This window comes from uncultured Phascolarctobacterium sp. (genome assembly GCF_902463975.1).
Lineage (GTDB): Bacteria > Bacillota > Negativicutes > Acidaminococcales > Acidaminococcaceae > Phascolarctobacterium_A.
Genome location: NZ_CABQHJ010000022.1, coordinates 13697 through 30607, shown reverse-complemented (window position 1 = coordinate 30607; position 16911 = coordinate 13697). Strand labels below are relative to the sequence as shown.

The following is a 16911-nucleotide window of genomic DNA, read 5'->3' as shown; positions in this document are numbered from 1 at the left end:
ATAAACTTTTCCTGCACATCAATCAACTCCTTGCAATTATTTCTTTATCTGCAAGTAGTATAAAGTCTTTTGCCGTCAATAGCAAATACCTATAAAGAATGATTTATCATAGTTGACACACATAGTTAGTCGGTTTTATAATCATCTTAGCAATAAATTGTCAGTGAGGTGTTTTTATGGATATCCGTGTTTTACGCTACTTTCTTGCCGTGGCACATGAAAAAAATATCACCCGTGCTGCCGAAAGTCTGCATATTGCGCAGCCTTCGCTTTCCAAACAGCTTATGGATTTGGAAAAGGAGCTTGGAAAAACCTTATTGGTGCGCGGCAAGCGCCAGATTACGCTGACGGACGACGGCCTTTTGCTGCGCAAGCGTGCCGAAGAAATCGTTGGATTACTGGAAAAAACACAGTTGGAATTAAGCGCCGACGATTCCCGGCTCAGCGGCAAAATATCCATCGGCGGCAATCCTTCAGACTCTGTTCTGAAAAAGGCCACTGCCTTGCGCTCGCAATACCCTGACATCAGCTTTGACTTTTACAGCAGCGACGCTATCGACGTGCTAGAACGCTTAGACCATGGCACTCTTGATTTTGCTGTTTTTCTTGAACCGATTGATACAATGAAATATGAGTATATCTCCCTACCGGATGCTTCACGCTGGGGAGTACTCTTACCTACAGCACATCCGTCGGCAGCAAAGCCTTATATTGAAAAGCAAGACTTGACAAGATTTCCGCTTATTTTTCACAGACGCGCAGGTCTGCAAAGGCTCATCTCACGCTGGGCAGAAGCAGACATCACTAAGCTGAATATTGCAGCCACCTACAATGTTATCAACGGTTCGCCGGCAAGATTTGTCAAAAGCGGTTTGGGTTATTTTCTTACTACCGAGGATTTACTGTCATCTGCCTTTGACGAAGAATTATGCTTCCGCCCGCTTGAGCCGCCGCTGGAAATTCATTATGCGCTGATTTGGAAGCGCTACGCCTCCTTCAGTAAGGCTGCGGAAAAATTTTTAGAGCAGTTTTACTAAACTCCGTTAAAATTGCATTTGTACAATTTCATATAAAAACAAGAAGGGACTGTCACCGCAAGTAAGCTTTACTTACGCGACAGCCCCTTTTAGCTTATCAATATTACTTAAGCAATTTCTTTTCTTCCAGATACACAGCCAACAGCTGCGCCACCTTATTCACCAGCTTCAGGCAGTTTTTCAAATGCTCACGTGTATTAAACTCGTAAGGCATCAAATCGCCGCAGGCACAGGACCCGAATTCCTTGGCAAAGCGCTCATGAAATTCCAATGTCAGCGGATAAATTTCTGCCAATGGCTTATCGCTAGGCTGATTGCGTCCTGCCAGCGTACTGATGACCATCACACAGCCTGCCATTGCCCCGCACAAATCGCGCGCATGGCCAATGCCGCCGCCAAAACCGGAGCACAGACGGAAAGCGTTATCATCAATATTCACGCCTGCCTCCTTACGGAAGGTTTCCACAATCGCTTCACAGCAGTTATAACCGCTCTTAAAATTGTTGCCTGCTGCCATGCCCATTTTTTCGCTAAATTCACTCATACTTTTCTCCTCCTTGCATAACAATATTAAAATGCTTACTTTTTGTCGTTATCGCTTTCCGTCGCATACGGCCAACCGCTCATGCCTCCCTCCAGGCTGTAAACATCACGGAAGCCGCGGGCGCGCAGGATAACCTCCGCTTCGTAGCCACGCAAATCAATCTGGCAGGCTGTAACTATTTTCTGCTCTTTATCCATCTTGCTGATATCCGCTGTACGCAAGGTATCAAGCGGCAGATTTACTCTCGACGGAATGTCGGCAATACGCTTAGCTGCTACCTCTGCCGGTGTGCGTACATCAACGAATAAATAATCCTCCTGCGTACGGTCCTTTTCAAAGTCTACAGGATTAATGCTGCGCAGCTGACCGTCAATTTTATTTTGCAGGACATTAGCTGCCGTTGCGATATTCTCAATCGGCGTATTAAACGGCGGAGCATAAGCCAGATCAAGTCCGGACAAATCATCCAGCGTTGCACCTAAAGAAATTGCCGCCGCCAATGTATCAATACGCTTCGCTACGCTCGCTCCGACAGCCTGCGCACCTAATACGCGTCCGCTGCTCTTTTCCGCCAACAGCTTCAGCACAATACGTCCTACTCCCGGCATATAACCCAAACGGTCAGAGCCAGGAACAACTACGCTCGCAAAATCAATGCCGGCCTGCTGCGCCGTCCGCTCGTTCAAACCGGTCGCCCCTGCCTCCTGCGCAAAGAAGCGACAAGCAGCAGTTCCCAAAACACCGGGGTATTTCTTCTGCGCTCCGCAGATATTATCCGCAATCACACGCCCATGCTTGTTGGCAGTTGAGCCCATAGGCACAAACACCTTGGCTCCGCTGACACGATGAGTATTTTCCGCACAGTCACCGCCGGCATAAATAGCGCTGTCGCTCGTCTGCAGATATTCGTTGACGGCAATACAGCCGCTGGGACCTATAGCAAGACCAGCTTCACGTGCCAGCTCAACGTTAGGACGCACACCTACGGCAACAATAACCATCTGTGCCGGTATTAAGCGTTTATCTGTCTGCACCCCGCTAACTTTACCGTTTTCCACGGTAAAGCCGCCTGCTTTTTCTTGCAGATAAATATCCAACAGCTGATTTTTCGTATCGCGCAACAGCAATGCCGCCATATCCTCATCTAAAAGCTGCGGCAGCAGTCTGTCCTGCTGTTCCAGAACGCTGGTATGCAAACCGCGACGCACAAAAGCTTCTGCCAGCTCCAAACCGATAAAGCCTGCGCCGATGATAACTACATCCTTAACGCCGCCTTCGGCAATTTCCTTATCTACCGCTTCAACATCCCACGGGAACCAGAAGCTGTGAATACCTGAGGCATCAGCATTAGGCAAGGGAAGCTTCACCGGCGTGCTGCCAGTTGCCAACACCAGCACGTCATACGACAGCTGTTTCAGCTCTTCCTTTTCCAGATAATGCACACACTTCTGCTCTCTGTCTATTTTCTGCACATTGCAGCCGCAACGGGCATCAATGCCCTTCACGGCCGCAAAATAATTACTGTCGCGCAAGGCTCCCTGCGGTGTATGGTCAAAGCTGTCCATGCTCTTGACCTCACCGCTGATAAAATACGGAAAGCCGCAGGCACCGTAGCTCAGCTGCGGTCCGCGTTCCAGCACGATAATCTCTGCTTCGGCATCCAGCCTGCGCAAGCGCGCCGCCGTTTTCATACCGGCGGCCACCCCACCGACGATTACTACACGTTTACTCATAATGTCACCTCCAAGAATGATTTTAACGTTGTCTTACTATTATGAAAATTTAACAGCCCAAACTGCTTCTGTCAGCAAATATTACTCTATAACTATTATAACAAAACAGCCTCCGAAAGCAAAGCTACGAAGACTGTTTACAAAAATTATTATATACTATTTTGCTTCATACACACTCAGCGCTTCCATTGCCAAGGCGTAGCCCGCAAATCCCAGGCCGCAGATTTGGCCGACGCAGCCTGCCACCGTTACAGAATGATGGCGGAACTCCTCACGCTGATGGATGTTGCTGATATGCACCTCAATCGCAGGAATGTTTACTGCCTTCAATGCGTCCAGAATTGCTACGCTGTAATGCGTAAACGCCGCCGGATTGATAACAATGCCGTCAAAATGACCGTAAGCATTCTGAATAGCGGTAACTATATCGCCCTCATAATTGCTCTGCAGCAGCTCCACCTCTACGCCAAGGCGGTCAGCCGCCGAGCGAATGTAAGCACACAGGCTGTCATAATCATCACGGCCATAGATATTTTTTTCACGGATGCCCAGCATATTAATGTTAGGACCATTCAAAACTAAAATTTTACGCATCTTTATCCCTCCAGCTTAGCGGCAATATTCAGCAGCTCATGCAGAACTCTGCCGAAATCACCATTATTGTCTATAGTATAATCCGCATATCGGCGGTACAGCGCAATACGCTCGTTATATAAAGTATAAAGCTTCTGCTTATCGGCAGCAAGCAACGGACGCGCATCACCGGCAATACAGCCGATGATGTTTTCCGGTTTGCGGTCGATAAAAATCACAACACCGCCGCGCTTCAGCAGCTCCATGTTTTCCGCACGCTTTACAGCACCTCCGCCTGTTGCAATAATAGCTCCGTCACATTCCGCCAGATACGCCAACGTACGCGTTTCCGCTGCGCGGAACGCATCCTCGCTTTCCGCAAAGAAAGCCTTTATCGTGCGCTGCTCACGCTCTTCAAGGACGGCGTCGGCATCATAAAACGGCAGCTGCAAACGTTTTGCCATGCGCTTGCCAAAGGTGCTTTTGCCGCAGCCCGGCATACCAATCAGCACGATATTTTTCATATAGTCTGCTCCAAATCCTGCATAATTTTGACGATTAATTCGCTGTCATATTTTTCGCCCTGCCAGATTTCCTGAGCAGCCACAGCCTGCGCCACAAGCATGAACAAACCATTGACAGTCTGCATCTTCGCCTCGGCAGCCTGCTTCAAGAACAATGTCTGCTTAGGATTATAAATCAAATCTACAGCAGCATCAAAATTGCTGATTTCCTCCGGCGTGACCGGTGCAGCGTTAACTTTGGGATACATGCCCACAGGCGTGCAATTGACAATCACATCGCCGGTCAGCGCTGCCAAGCCGTCATAATCAATAAACTTGCACTTAGGCGCAATCTTGAGGAAATCCTTATCAACATGCGCAACATCACGCGTAACAAGATACAGCTTGCCGACACGCTTATCAACCATATATTTGACAACCGCACGTGCAGCGCCGCCGGTGCCCAACACCGCAACACGCTTAGCTCGCACATCAATATTGTTGTATTCCAGCATTCTGCCAAAGCCAAAATAATCTGTATTGTAGCCTTCAGCACCGTTTTCATCAAATTTAATCGTATTTACAGCGCCGATAGCCTTAGCCTCACGCGCAATGCTGTCCAAAAACGGCATTACATGCAACTTATGCGGAATGGTAACATTGCTACCTGCATAGTCGGCACGCAGCTCCTCCATGCGCTTAGGCAAATCCTCCTGCGGAGTTTCCAGCAGCGTATAATCGCCCTCAATGCCTGTATACTTAAAAAATAGTTCGTGAATCTGCGGTGAAAGGCTATGTCCCAGCTTACCACCCAAAAGTCCGTAATGCTTCATCTGTTTATTCCTTTCGCTCGTAAGCACGATAATTGCCAAGAACCTTGCAATAGGTGCTCTTCGATTTTATTTCTTCCATCACATCAATAACCAGCGGGTCTGCCAGATTACCGGTAACATCAATGTAGAAAAAGTATTCCCAAGTTTTGCCGACAATCGGTCGCGATTCCAGATTCAGCATATTCAGGCCCATATGGTAGAAGCTGGCAAGCATTTTATACAGTGAGCCTGTTTCGTGCTTCACGGCAACAATCAAGGTAATCTTATTTGCATTCGCTACGATTTCCGGATTTTTGGCGATAATAACGAAGCGAGTGTAATTATTGCTGTTGCTGTTAATCGCCGGCGCAATAACCTTCAAATTATATAGCTCTGCTGCCTGCTTACCGGCAATAGCACCCAAGCTTACATCCTGCTTTTCGGCAACCTCCTCCGCACTCTTAGATGTACTGAAATAAGGAACCTGCTCTATATCCGGATAGTCACGGAAGAAATCGGCGCATTGCTTTAAGCCCTGCGGATGCGAGTAAACTGTTTTAATCGTACTAAGCGACGCACCCTCGCAGCCTAACAGATTTTGCTCTATCTTTACGCACTGCTCGCCTACGATACTGCAATCATACTGACGCAGTAAATCATATACCTCGGTAATACCGCCGGTCGAAGAATTTTCAATAGGCAGTACTGCATAATCCATTGAACCGTCGCTGATACCGGAAATTACCTCTTCAAAGGTCTGGAAGTGATGACGATTGTAGTGGCGTCCATGAAAATATTCCTCTAACGCCTGATGCGTAAAGGAGCCTGCAGGACCGAAGCAAGCAACCTCATAGGTTTTGTCGTTTGCTTCCGACAGCGCAGTTTCTTCCAACAGACAGGCCTGATCGATAATACCGCGCATAATATTTTTTACAGCCACGGAATATTCCTTGTTCTCCAAAAAGCCTGCAACCTTTTCGATAACCTTAGCTTCACGGTTTTTGTCCTTAACAGGCAGTCCTTTGGATTTTTTATAGGCAGCCACCTGCATTACTAGGTGCAAACGGCTTTCCAATACGTCTGCCAGCTGTTGGTCAACCTTGTCTATTTCTTGGCGGATTTTTTCTAAATCAAGCTCCTGCATCTTATTTCTCCCATTTCTTCGCTTCTAAAAGTAAATCCCACAGCGTCCACGCAACCACTGCTTCGATAACAGGCACAGCACGCTGTACAATACATGGATCATGTCTGCCGACAATTGCCAGCGTTGTATCAGCCTGCTCCTTAAGGCTCACTGTCTGCTGCTCGCGCGCAATCGACGGCGTAGGCTTAATTGCCACGCGCACTACCAAAGGCATACCGTTGGTAATACCGCCGGTAATGCCGCCGTTGTGGTTTGTCAGCGCCTGCACCTTGCCGTCAGCATAATGCAGCGCATCATTTGCTTCGGCACCCGTCAGCCCGGCAAAGCCAAAGCCGTCGCCAAATTCCATCCCTTTAACGGCAGGCACGGAAAACAGCGCATGGCTCAGCATGCTCTCCACGGAATCAAAATACGGCGCGCCGATACCTGCAGGCAAATGCAGTGCAATAGCTTCAATTACACCGCCCACGCTGTTAAGCTCACTCTTAGCCTGCAAAATGCGCTCCTGCATTTTTTCGCCGACAGCATCATCCATAACCGCAAACTTTTTCGCATGCAGCTCTGCCAATTCTGCATCACTTACGCCCATTGGATTGAAGCGCTCTTCTTTGATATCGTTAATCTGCAGAATATGCGAACCGACAACAATGCCGTATTGCGCCAGCGCCTGCTTAGCTACAGCGCCGGCAAAAACGAGAGGTGCCGTCAAGCGACCGGAAAAATGGCCGCCGCCACGATAATCATTAAAGCCCTGATAACGTACATGGCCTGCGTAATCCGCATGACCGGGGCGCATTTTATCGGCGAGAATGCTGTAATCCTTGGAATGCTGGTCGCTGTTGACAATACGCGCGCACAGCGGCGTACCTGTCGTAAAGCCATTGAAAAAGCCGCTTTGGATTTCTACCGTATCGCTTTCCTTGCGTGCTGTGCTCAACGCATTCTGTCCGGGAGCACGACGCGCCATTTCAGCAGCAATCTTTGCTTCATCAAGCGCCAGTCCCGGCGGCAGTCCGTCCAGCACTACGCCGATGGATTTTCCATGAGATTCGCCGTATATCGCCATTTTTATATTCATGCCAAAAACTCCGCTCATGCCAGCACCTCAATTTTTCCGCCTACGCTCTTGTAATCCTGCCAAAAGTCAGGATAGGATTTGCTTACGCTGCCTGCGCCGGTTAACGTAATCGGTTCTGCGCAGCATTGTGCAGCAATTGCCAGGCTCATGGCAATACGATGGTCGTTCCAGGCATCTACATCAACGCCGCCGCGCAAGCCATCAGGCTTGCCGATAATTGTCAGACCTTCGGCCTCTTCCGTAATTGCCGCCCCCATTTTATTTAATTCGCTCGTCATAGCCGCCAATCTGTCGCATTCCTTGATACGCAAGCGTCCTGCGTTGATAATCTTCGTTGTTCCCTCGCTAACTGCCGCCAGCACGGTAAGCACAGGAATAATATCAGGACAGTTCGAGGCATCTATCACCGTTGCCTGCGTTGCACCACTGTTTACGGTTACGCTGTCAGCTTTTTTTGCAATATCAGCACCCATGCGCTGCATAATTTCTACCACAGCCTTATCACCCTGCAGCGAAGCAAAGTCAACACCGCTTGCGGTAATGCCTGCGCCCAAAGCACCGCCGACAGTCCAAAAGGCTGCCTGCGACCAGTCGCCCTCAACCTTGCTGTCCTGCGCTTTAAAACGCTGCTTGCCAGGTACAAGATAATGACGATGTGCGCCATCTACATTTTCTACTTTAATACCGTACTTCGCCAGGCAATTCAGCGTCATATCCACATAAGAAGCGGATTCCAGCGGCGAAGTAATGATAATTTCGGAATCACCCTTTAATAACGGCAATGCAAAAAGCAGACCGCTGACAAACTGACTGCTGACATCGCCCGGCAGCTCAAATTTACCCGGCATCAGGTGACCGTTGACCGTCAAAGGCAGATTGCCGTTATCATTAAAATATTGCACAAACTGCTTATCCAGAATATCGTAATATGCCTGCAAAGGACGCGATACCAGCTTGCCATGACCGATAAAGGTCAGCGGACAGCCAAGATTTGCTCCCAAAGGAATGAAAAAGCGCAAGGTAGAACCGGATTCACCGCAGTCAACATTATCTGCCGCTGCAATCGGATGACCTGTGCCCGTAATCTGCAAAGCCTTACGTCCCTCTATCATGCTGGGAATTTCGTCCACACTCACGTTCATAGCACGCAGAACGCGCATCGTTGCTTCAATGTCCTTGGACATGCTGATATTATCGACAATGCTGGTGCCGCCTGCCAGACCTGCACAAATGATTTCTCTGTGTCCCATACTTTTAGATGACGGAACCTGCACCGTTCCTGCCAATTTTGCAGGATAAATTTTTACCTTTTCCATTTAGCCTCACCCCATATACTTTGGCACTTCCTGCCAATCAACTTTCTGCAGTACGCCCTCGCCTATCTGCTGCAAAATAATGAGGGTAATGCTGTTGCCGTTCTTTTTCTTATCTCTTGCCATTGTATCAAGCAGCTGCGCTTTTTCTACGCCCGCAGTCAACGGCAAATTATACTTTTCAAGTACGCTCTTAATACGCTCGGCGCTGCCTTTGGCTGTCATTCCCAGCTCTTCGGTGCGCTTAGTCAGCTGATACATGCCAATCGCTACGCCCTCGCCATGCGTAAAGCAGCTATAGCCGAAATGCTGCTCCACCGCATGTCCCAAGGTATGACCGAAATTCAGCAGCATGCGCAGGCCTGTATCAAATTCATCCTGCTCTACAATGCGCGCTTTTATTGCACAGCAAGTAGCAACCACGCTGTCAATATCTGCCAACAGCTCCGCATCATCGGCATAGCCGGCAATTTTTTCAAAAAGCGCTGCATCCTTAATGCAGCCGTATTTAATCGCTTCAGCCAAACCATCATGCAAAAAGCGTGTAGAAAGCGTTGCCAGTAAGTCTGTGTCGATAAAGACAGCTTTTGGCTGATAAAAGGCACCGGCAAGGTTTTTGCCAGCCTTCAAATCTACGGCAACCTTACCACCCACGCTGCTGTCAATCTGCGCCAGCAGTGAGGTTGGTATCTGCACAAAGGCAATGCCACGCATAAAGCTGGCAGCGGCAAAGCCGCCCAAATCACCGACAACACCGCCGCCAAGCGTCAGCACAACATCGGTGCGCGTGAGTCCTGCTGCAGCAAGCTGTTCCAATACATCGCTGAGCACCTGCATGTTCTTGCTCTGCTCTCCGGCTTCAATTACCACCTTATGCACAACAAGGCCAGCCTCTTCGAGGCTAGCCTGTAGCTTTTCCGCATATAACGGTGCAACATTTGTATCGCTGATAATTGCAGCCTTGCGTGCCTTCGGCAGCAACGCTGCAACCTTAGAGCCGACCTGCGGCAGCAGGCCGGCGGCTATTTCAATATCATAGGCATGAACGCCTAATGCAACATGAATTTTCTTCATTAAAAAAGCTCCCTTCTCCGTGCTCCCGCCTTGCGCATCAGCTCCTTCAGCTTTTCGCCGTCATCACTGCGCAGAGCGTCGCGCCACAGCGCCAGCTGCTCCATATATCTGTCTATTTCATCCGCAACCTTTTCCCTGTTGGCAAGGAAAAGATTGCACCACAATTCAGGATTGATATCTGCTACACGAGTGCCATCTCGGAAGCTGCCGGCGACGAAGTACTTGGTCTTATCATCAAAGGAAGCGCTGTCCATAAGCGCTACCGCAGTAACATGCGGCAAATTACTAGTATAGGCAATCGTAGCATCATGCTGCGCCGGTGTCACCTGCACCGTATGCTTGCAGCCAAGAGCCAGAGCAAATTGCTCCAGCCAGCTGATAGCAGCCTGCGTATTATGCTTTTCCGGCACGATGATGTAATTTGCATTCTGAAAGATATGCGCATCGCTCATGCCCAAGCCGCTGCCCTGACGTCCTGCCATCGGATGTCCGGAAATAAATTCCATGCCATCCTTTAAAAGTGCCTGCCCTCTGCTGATCATATCGTTTTTGATACCTGCAACATCAGTCAGTAAAACGCTTTCGTTAAAGAAATCAACGTTTGCGGCTATGAAGCCCACGATTGCTTCCGGATAAATAGCACAGATGATTACGTTGGCCTCCTTAAGCCGGTTATCAGGCTCAGTCATGCCAATATCAAGCAAGCCCTGCTGCTTTGCCTCCTGCAATGTTGCTGCATCACGCTCTATACCGATAATCTGCTTAACGCCCAACTTGCGCAGCGCTTTGGCATAAGAGCCGCCAATCAGCCCCAGGCCAACGATAGCAAAGCTGAGCTCCTGCCACTTTGTACTTCTATTCTCGCCACCAAAATCAGCTTCCAAAAAAATCACTCCTAATCTGCCATACTACTATTATAACTCTCTGCCGACAATGTTCGCAATGCCTCTGAGGTCGCCCATCAGCTTAGCAAAGCGGTCAGGCTTCAAGGATTGGGCGCCATCGCACCATGCTGCTTCCGGATCGTTATGTACTTCAATCAACAAACCGTCTGCACCGACTGCAACTGCTGCTTTAGCCAAAGGTTCTACCATCCACCACATGCCTGCTGCATGGCTTGGGTCAACTACTACCGGCAGATGACTGAGTCTTTTTACCGCGGGAATAGCGCTTACATCAAGCGTATTGCGGGTGTAGGTTTCAAAGGTGCGGATACCGCGTTCGCAAAGGATAACGTTTTCGTTGCCCTCGCTCATAATGTATTCTGCTGCCATCAGCCATTCCTCAATCGTTGCTGCCAGACCACGCTTCAACAGAATAGGCTTATTGGTTTTGCCCAATTCCTTCAGCAAATCAAAGTTCTGCATATTGCGGGCACCGACCTGAATCAGATCAACATCTTCAACAAAACGTTCCACCATGTAAGGTGACATGATTTCCGTAACAATCGGCAGACCGGTTGCTGCTCTAGCATTTTTCAGGAAATCCAGACCTTTTTCCTTTAAGCCCTGGAAGGAGTACGGGGAAGTGCGAGGCTTGAAGGCACCGCCACGCATCAGCGTAGCGCCTGCAGCCTTAACATCCTTGGCAATTTCCGTAACCTGCTCCTGAGTTTCTACGGAACAGGGACCTGCGATAACCTGCAGCTTTTTACCACCGAATTTTCTGCCTGCAACATCGATAATGCTGTCCTCGGGATGGAACATGCGGTTGGCACGTTTGAAAGGCTCCTGCACACGCATTACCTTTTCTACACCCTCAACAACACGCAAAAGGTTGATATCCAAAGCGCTGGTATCACCAACAACACCAAACAGTGAAGCATTTACGCCATCACTGGCATGAATCTGAAAGCCCTTGCTTTCTAATTGGTTTTTCAGCTTAGTTTTTTCCTCAACAGTTGCATTTTGTTTGAATACGATAATCATGATAAAATCTCTCCTTTAATCTAATCTGCTATGCTACAATACTACTCCCAGATCAGGAGTTATTAAAAACCCTTACGCTTTTTTATATTGCTAAGGGATAATACCTTGACTTACATATCTCTGCCGACAATTCTGGCAATGCCCTTCAGCTCGCCCATCAGTCTTGCGAAGCGTTCAGGTCTTAAGGACTGGGCGCCGTCACAAAGCGCTGCTTCCGGATTGTTGTGGACTTCAATCAGCAGTCCGTCGGCACCGACTGCAACTGCAGCCTTGGCCAAAGGCTCTACCATCCACCACAGGCCTGCCGCATGGCTCGGGTCAACTACTACCGGCAGATGGCTGAGCTTTTTCACAGCGGGAATTGCGCTTACATCAAGTGTATTGCGCGTATATGTTTCAAAGGTGCGGATACCGCGTTCGCAAAGGATAACGTTTTCGTTGCCCTCGCTCATGATATATTCCGCTGCCATCAGCCATTCCTCAATCGTTGCTGCCAGACCGCGCTTTAACAAAATCGGCTTATTGGTTTTCCCCAGCTCCTTCAGCAGTTCAAAGTTCTGCATATTGCGGGCGCCAACCTGAATCAAATCTACATCCTCTACAAAGCGCTCAATCATATAAGGTGACATGATTTCTGTAACAATCGGCAGTCCTGTTTCCTTTTTGGCACCCTTTAAATATTCCAGGCCAACCTCCTTCAAGCCTTGGAAGGAATAAGGCGAGGTGCGGGGCTTGAAGGCGCCACCGCGAAGCATCGAGGCACCGCCCAGCTTGATAGACTTGGCAATGTCCGTAACCTGCTCCTGCGTTTCTACGGAGCAAGGGCCTGCGATAACCTGAATCTTGCGACCGCCGATTTGCACGCCACCGACATCAATCACGGAATCCTGCGGATGGAACATGCGGTTGGCACGTTTGAACGGCTCCTGCACACGCATTACCTTATCTACCGCATCATCAATGCGCAGCATATTGATATCAAGTGTGCTCGTGTCACCGATGATACCGAAGATGGTCATGTTGACACCATTGATTTCGTTAATTTGGAAGCCCTTGCTTTCCAAATTGCTGCGCATCTTCGCTTTATTTTCCTCCGGCGCTCCCGGCTTGAATACTATTACCATAAACTGTCTCCCCTTCGTTCTGACACCCTTGTCATTTAATTTACCCTATTGCTATAAGCTACCATGCTACAAAAAAAGCAGGCTCCCGTAAAAGAGCCTGCTGTAAAAGCTAAATCTTAATTGCAAGCACTGTGCTCGCAAATACTATTTATAGTCTCCAATACGATGATTACTGCTATATGATTTTTCCCATGCAAAATAACCGGTGCTAAAATAATAGTTAAATACCGGTGCGTAATAAAAACCATATTCAATTGCAGTGTTCATCATTTTAGATTCCATCATTTTCACCTGCAACAACTTCAGCATTTCCTTATGCTTCAAAATTTATCGCCGTAATTTGCGATTGAGGTTATTTTACTCCTACTGCTCCGCAAACGTCAAGGAAAAAGGTTAATTTTATTTATTTTTTATCTGACGGCGCTTTTATTGTAACGTAGGTTACAGTAATAACGCTAATTGCAAAGCTTACATAGATTTTTTGTCGTTGACTTATAAGCTCGCTTCCAAAGCACAGGTTCTTCCCAACGCGCCCACAGCATCCGCCCGACAGCGGTTGCAATGCTGCATCTGCGGCATCCACTGCTTGCAAACATTACGTAGCTGCATAATTTCTTCGGCCGCAGGCTCCGCAAGATGCGCAAAGCCGGTTCCCTCCACCGGCAGCATCGGTAAAATATTCTGCAGCTTCGCTCCCAGCAAAGCCATACGTCTGGCAATCGCCGGAATTTCCTGTATGTTCACGCCGGGTATCGCCACCGTATTAATCTTCACCTTCACGCCGTATTCGCCAAGCAGCTGCAATCCTTCTATCTGTCTTTCTAGCAGCAGCGCCGCGGCCTCTTCACCGACATATTTTTTGCCGTTATCATTAATAAAGCTGTAAATATGCGCTCCGGTGTTGCTGGTAATCGCATTCACCGTCACCGTAACATAATCAACACCTAAGGCTGCTATCTCCTTGGCATACTTCGGCAAACACAGACCGTTAGTCGAAAGGCAGAAGAAAACATCCTTATCAACCTCACGAATCTTGCTCAGCGTTCTGCTGACCGCCGGCCAGTTGGCCAGTGCATCGCCTGGGCCGGCAATGCCTGCTACCGTCAGCTTAGGCACCTTAGCCTTCATCTGCAAATACCAATCGACTGCATCCTCCGGCACCATAACCCTTGCCACGACGCCGGGACGGCTTTCATTTACACAGCTGTATTTGCGCAGGCAATAGTTGCACTGCATATTGCATTTAGGTGCCACAGGCAGATGAATACGGGCGTAATCGCTACATTTAGCTGTAAAACAGGGATGTGTTTCAAGCTCACTCATGATTTACCTCACAAATACTTTCACGCAAGCCGGCATATCGGCCATCGGATTTATACTGCTGCTGCAAGGCACCGTTAACAATCTGCTCAATGAGCAAGGCAGCACCACGCGCTCCAATCAGCGTATTATCTGTAAAGCACAGCCGGTCAAAGGCAGGATAAGCACAGCGCACTAACGGCACCTGATATTTATCTGCCAAATTCTTTAAGAACGAAGAACCGCAAAACAATACAGGCTTATGCTTTGCTGCAGCCTCTGCCATTTTATCCAAGCTAAATTCCGCAGTGTCCTCTGCTATAACAACGCGCATGCCCAGTTCTTCGGCAAAAAAGCTCTGTAAGCCCGCTAAATGTGCCTTATCCGTAGCCAAAGCCACAGGCAGTTGATACAAATTCACCAGATAATCGGCACAGCGATAAACGAGCTTTTCAGCCGCTGCCTCCAGCTCAGCAAGCTCATCGGAAAAATCAATTTCCAAAGCTTCGCCTAATTGACGCAAAAACTTCTGCATGCCTGCCACACCATAAGGATATACGCATTTGATATACGGCACGCCAAATTTTTCCTGCATTTTCTTCGCCAACGGCTCGCCATAGCCGAAGCAGATATTCAGCTCTGCCTGCGGCATTGCTGCAATATTGCGCAAGCTGCAATCCTGCAGTGCGCAGTTAATTTTAACCTTGGAACCTAAAAATTTTTTCAGCTCTTCCAAATCATTATCAGCATAAGGATCATCGTTCATTATGCCAAGAATATTTATCGTGGCAGCTTGTTTTTTCTCCGCAGTCTGCAACAAAGGTAACAACGCCAGATAAACTGCTTCTGCACCGCTGTCGATATTACCTGCGTATCCCGGCGCTTTTACATGCAATAATTTTTGCGAACCTTCGGTAGTAGCCAAAATACCGTCTACATCATCGCCGATCATATTCGGCACACAGCCGCTGACTACAAAAACAGCACCGCAATGCGCAAAAATACGCTCTGTCTCCTGCAAGGCTTTACGCAAAACCTTCTCGCCGCCATTAACAACATCTTCATCATAGATAACATCAGAGGCCTGACGTACATCATAAGGCTTGCCTGCATATCTGAATGCCAGGCTGCCCCACTGACAGCCGACAACAGAATGCTGCAGGATTAAGGCATCCTTAATACCGCCAAGAGCACGCACAGCACCAAACAACGCACAGCTACTTAATGGTTTCATTATTTTCTCTGCCTCCATACTCTGCTATACAGCTCGCGTGATGCTTTACTATCTTTATCAGCCTCGCGCATCGGATAAAATACCGGGTCATAGGCCAGTTTGCTCAGCAAAAGACTGCTGCCTGTTCGCTGCGGTTGCTGCAGCATCTGCCAAACTTCTTCCATAATATCCACAAAGCCCTGATAATTCCACACCGAGCGGTCAAACAAATTATAGAGCACGGGAACATCCAAAGCAGCATAGCGCGGATGACCGTTACAGATAACAAAATCACAGCTCTGTGCAGCTTCACGCAAAGCATCCTCCGAAGGCTCCAATAAAACTTGTGCCTCACAGCCATACTCAGCCTTAGCAAGCTCTATCCTGTCCTTAAATCTCTGCATCATTGCATCATCCAAACCGGTTTCCGCCTGGTAGGAAGGATTCATGATAATACATATCTTCTCAATCGGCAGACCATAATCCTGCTGATAAACGCGCAGAGCATCCGGCAAATATGCAATACCATGCGCAATTAAGCAAAACTTATACTTGGCAAATTCCGCACGCAGCTCCTGATACCGGGCGGCAACCCGTTCGTATTCTTCCTGCAAAACGTGTTCGACAGCTTCTTCGCAGCCAAGCATTTTTCCTATTTGCCTGTACAAATCACTGATTCCTTCAATGCCATGCCACTCCTGCATATCGGCAACATGCAGAAACGGCGTGCCAAAGCGTTGCTCCATCGCCAATGCCCACTTCTTGCGACGTACTATATTCAGCGCTGCTTGCGGAGCCTTTTTGATTGTCTGCAAATCTGCGGCAGGCAGATAGGCGTTAACCGTAACACCCATTTTCTGCAGCATATCACGCATACCATGCAGCTTCCCCTCGCCGTTATAGCCCCAGACAAAGGCTTCGATATTTACGCTCCGCGGCTGTACGCTTTGAGGCTCCATGACCTGCTCAACTAAAGCGTCCATCACCTCTACATAACCGCAGCCCGGATAGACAGCACTGGAAGAAAACTTTTGCTTCTGCTTTTGGCAAGCCTTTTCACGCAAAACCTTGCGGCCGTTACTCTTATCCATATGCGAAAAAACCTGTGACGTAATCGGCACAAGCTTTGCTTTAAACTGCGGCTGCAGGCTGCAGGCCAAGCCAGACAAATCATCATTAATAATATCCGACACCACGGAAGGCAGCAGAAAAATAATCTCTGGCTGCTGCTCACGTTCCACCTTTTGCAGTAAAGCCGTCAGCTTTTTTTCACCGCCGAAAATTACATCATTGTTGCGCAAATCCGCACATTCCAGCTCATAAACCGGGCTTTGGCCGCTGCGCACATGACAACGATAATGAAAGCCGCAGCCGCGCGGACTGTATAAGACAACGGCGGCATTTTTGATTTCGCTGATGCAGGCAAGATTCCCCGACACCTTGCCGTTAACGGCGTAGCGATGCAGATAACTTGAAGGGTTCATGCCCAAAAGCATGTTATCCTGATAATATTGGTTCAATGGTGTTCAGCTCCTT

Annotated in this window: 17 protein-coding genes; 1 reads left to right on the top strand and 16 read right to left on the bottom strand. The window is 48.5% G+C overall.

Going from position 1 to position 16911, the window contains the following annotated elements; all coding sequences use genetic code 11:
• Positions 1–176 precede the first annotated feature (176 nt).
• Complete coding sequence (locus RDW05_RS07520; protein WP_307978493.1) at positions 177–1037, top strand: LysR family transcriptional regulator; 861 nt, start codon at positions 177–179, stop codon at positions 1035–1037.
• Between the two features lie 103 nt (positions 1038–1140).
• Here the strand turns inward: RDW05_RS07520 and RDW05_RS07515 are convergent, their stop codons facing one another.
• From RDW05_RS07515 to RDW05_RS07440, 16 genes are all read right to left on the bottom strand, one after another.
• Positions 1141–1581 (bottom strand): C-GCAxxG-C-C family protein, encoded by a 441-nt coding sequence (locus RDW05_RS07515; RefSeq protein ID WP_307978492.1) that lies wholly within the window; start codon positions 1579–1581, stop codon positions 1141–1143.
• A gap of 35 nt (positions 1582–1616) precedes the next feature.
• Positions 1617–3314: an FAD-dependent oxidoreductase gene (locus tag RDW05_RS07510; RefSeq protein WP_307978491.1), complete on the bottom strand. Its 1698-nt coding sequence runs from the start codon at positions 3312–3314 to the stop codon at positions 1617–1619.
• A 156-nt stretch (positions 3315–3470) separates the two neighbouring features.
• The gene (aroQ, locus tag RDW05_RS07505) at positions 3471–3908 is read right to left on the bottom strand and encodes a type II 3-dehydroquinate dehydratase (protein ID WP_009144674.1); all 438 of its coding nucleotides are present in this window, start codon (positions 3906–3908) and stop codon (positions 3471–3473) included.
• A gap of 2 nt (positions 3909–3910) precedes the next feature.
• Complete coding sequence (locus RDW05_RS07500; RefSeq protein ID WP_307978489.1) at positions 3911–4411, bottom strand: shikimate kinase; 501 nt, start codon at positions 4409–4411, stop codon at positions 3911–3913.
• Positions 4408–5223 carry a shikimate dehydrogenase gene (aroE, locus tag RDW05_RS07495; RefSeq protein ID WP_307978488.1) on the bottom strand — a complete coding sequence of 272 codons (816 nt, stop codon included), beginning with the start codon at positions 5221–5223 and terminating at the stop codon, positions 4408–4410. Before aroE ends, RDW05_RS07500 begins: the two co-directional genes overlap by 4 nt.
• 4 nt (positions 5224–5227) lie before the next feature.
• Positions 5228–6346 (bottom strand): prephenate dehydratase, encoded by a 1119-nt coding sequence (gene pheA / locus RDW05_RS07490; protein WP_307978486.1) that lies wholly within the window; start codon positions 6344–6346, stop codon positions 5228–5230.
• Between the two features lies 1 nt (position 6347).
• Entirely contained in the window at positions 6348–7442 is a 1095-nt protein-coding gene (gene aroC, locus RDW05_RS07485) for a chorismate synthase (protein ID WP_307978485.1), read from the bottom strand.
• Entirely contained in the window at positions 7439–8740 is a 1302-nt protein-coding gene (aroA, locus tag RDW05_RS07480) for a 3-phosphoshikimate 1-carboxyvinyltransferase (protein ID WP_307978483.1), read from the bottom strand. Before aroA ends, aroC begins: the two co-directional genes overlap by 4 nt.
• Before the next feature lie 6 nt (positions 8741–8746).
• Positions 8747–9811 (bottom strand): 3-dehydroquinate synthase, encoded by a 1065-nt coding sequence (gene aroB, locus RDW05_RS07475; RefSeq protein ID WP_307978482.1) that lies wholly within the window; start codon positions 9809–9811, stop codon positions 8747–8749.
• Positions 9811–10695 carry a prephenate dehydrogenase gene (locus RDW05_RS07470; RefSeq protein WP_307978481.1) on the bottom strand — a complete coding sequence of 295 codons (885 nt, stop codon included), beginning with the start codon at positions 10693–10695 and terminating at the stop codon, positions 9811–9813. Before RDW05_RS07470 ends, aroB begins: the two co-directional genes overlap by 1 nt.
• Before the next feature lie 30 nt (positions 10696–10725).
• A complete protein-coding gene (gene aroF, locus RDW05_RS07465; RefSeq protein WP_009144666.1) occupies positions 10726–11739 on the bottom strand; it encodes a 3-deoxy-7-phosphoheptulonate synthase in 1014 nt (337 codons plus the stop codon).
• Between the two features lie 110 nt (positions 11740–11849).
• On the bottom strand, positions 11850–12863 hold the full coding sequence (gene aroF / locus RDW05_RS07460; protein ID WP_293810850.1) for a 3-deoxy-7-phosphoheptulonate synthase: 1014 nt from the start codon (positions 12861–12863) through the stop codon (positions 11850–11852).
• Between the two features lie 144 nt (positions 12864–13007).
• Positions 13008–13154 (bottom strand): hypothetical protein, encoded by a 147-nt coding sequence (locus RDW05_RS07455; RefSeq protein ID WP_307978479.1) that lies wholly within the window; start codon positions 13152–13154, stop codon positions 13008–13010.
• Between the two features lie 201 nt (positions 13155–13355).
• Entirely contained in the window at positions 13356–14186 is an 831-nt protein-coding gene (locus RDW05_RS07450; protein WP_307978478.1) for a radical SAM protein, read from the bottom strand.
• Positions 14179–15396, bottom strand: coding sequence for a nitrogenase component 1 (locus tag RDW05_RS07445; protein WP_307978477.1), 1218 nt, complete (start codon positions 15394–15396; stop codon positions 14179–14181). Before RDW05_RS07445 ends, RDW05_RS07450 begins: the two co-directional genes overlap by 8 nt.
• Positions 15396–16895 (bottom strand): nitrogenase component 1, encoded by a 1500-nt coding sequence (locus RDW05_RS07440; RefSeq protein WP_307978476.1) that lies wholly within the window; start codon positions 16893–16895, stop codon positions 15396–15398. The genes RDW05_RS07445 and RDW05_RS07440 overlap by 1 nt, the downstream gene beginning before the upstream one ends.
• Between the last annotated feature and the right edge of the window lie 16 nt (positions 16896–16911).

Coding starts and splice junctions, on each gene's coding strand:
- aroA (WP_307978483.1), bottom strand. CDS start 8,740: ATGGAAAAGGTAAAAATTTATCCTGCAAAATTGGCAGGAACGGTGCAG.
- RDW05_RS07510 (WP_307978491.1), bottom strand. CDS start 3,314: ATGAGTAAACGTGTAGTAATCGTCGGTGGGGTGGCCGCCGGTATGAAA.
- RDW05_RS07445 (WP_307978477.1), bottom strand. CDS start 15,396: ATGAAACCATTAAGTAGCTGTGCGTTGTTTGGTGCTGTGCGTGCTCTT.
- aroQ (WP_009144674.1), bottom strand. CDS start 3,908: ATGCGTAAAATTTTAGTTTTGAATGGTCCTAACATTAATATGCTGGGC.
- RDW05_RS07500 (WP_307978489.1), bottom strand. CDS start 4,411: ATGAAAAATATCGTGCTGATTGGTATGCCGGGCTGCGGCAAAAGCACC.
- RDW05_RS07450 (WP_307978478.1), bottom strand. CDS start 14,186: ATGAGTGAGCTTGAAACACATCCCTGTTTTACAGCTAAATGTAGCGAT.
- pheA (WP_307978486.1), bottom strand. CDS start 6,346: ATGCAGGAGCTTGATTTAGAAAAAATCCGCCAAGAAATAGACAAGGTT.
- aroF (WP_293810850.1), bottom strand. CDS start 12,863: ATGGTAATAGTATTCAAGCCGGGAGCGCCGGAGGAAAATAAAGCGAAG.
- aroF (WP_009144666.1), bottom strand. CDS start 11,739: ATGATTATCGTATTCAAACAAAATGCAACTGTTGAGGAAAAAACTAAG.
- RDW05_RS07515 (WP_307978492.1), bottom strand. CDS start 1,581: ATGAGTGAATTTAGCGAAAAAATGGGCATGGCAGCAGGCAACAATTTT.
- aroC (WP_307978485.1), bottom strand. CDS start 7,442: ATGAGCGGAGTTTTTGGCATGAATATAAAAATGGCGATATACGGCGAA.
- RDW05_RS07520 (WP_307978493.1), top strand. CDS start 177: ATGGATATCCGTGTTTTACGCTACTTTCTTGCCGTGGCACATGAAAAA.
- aroB (WP_307978482.1), bottom strand. CDS start 9,811: ATGAAGAAAATTCATGTTGCATTAGGCGTTCATGCCTATGATATTGAA.
- aroE (WP_307978488.1), bottom strand. CDS start 5,223: ATGAAGCATTACGGACTTTTGGGTGGTAAGCTGGGACATAGCCTTTCA.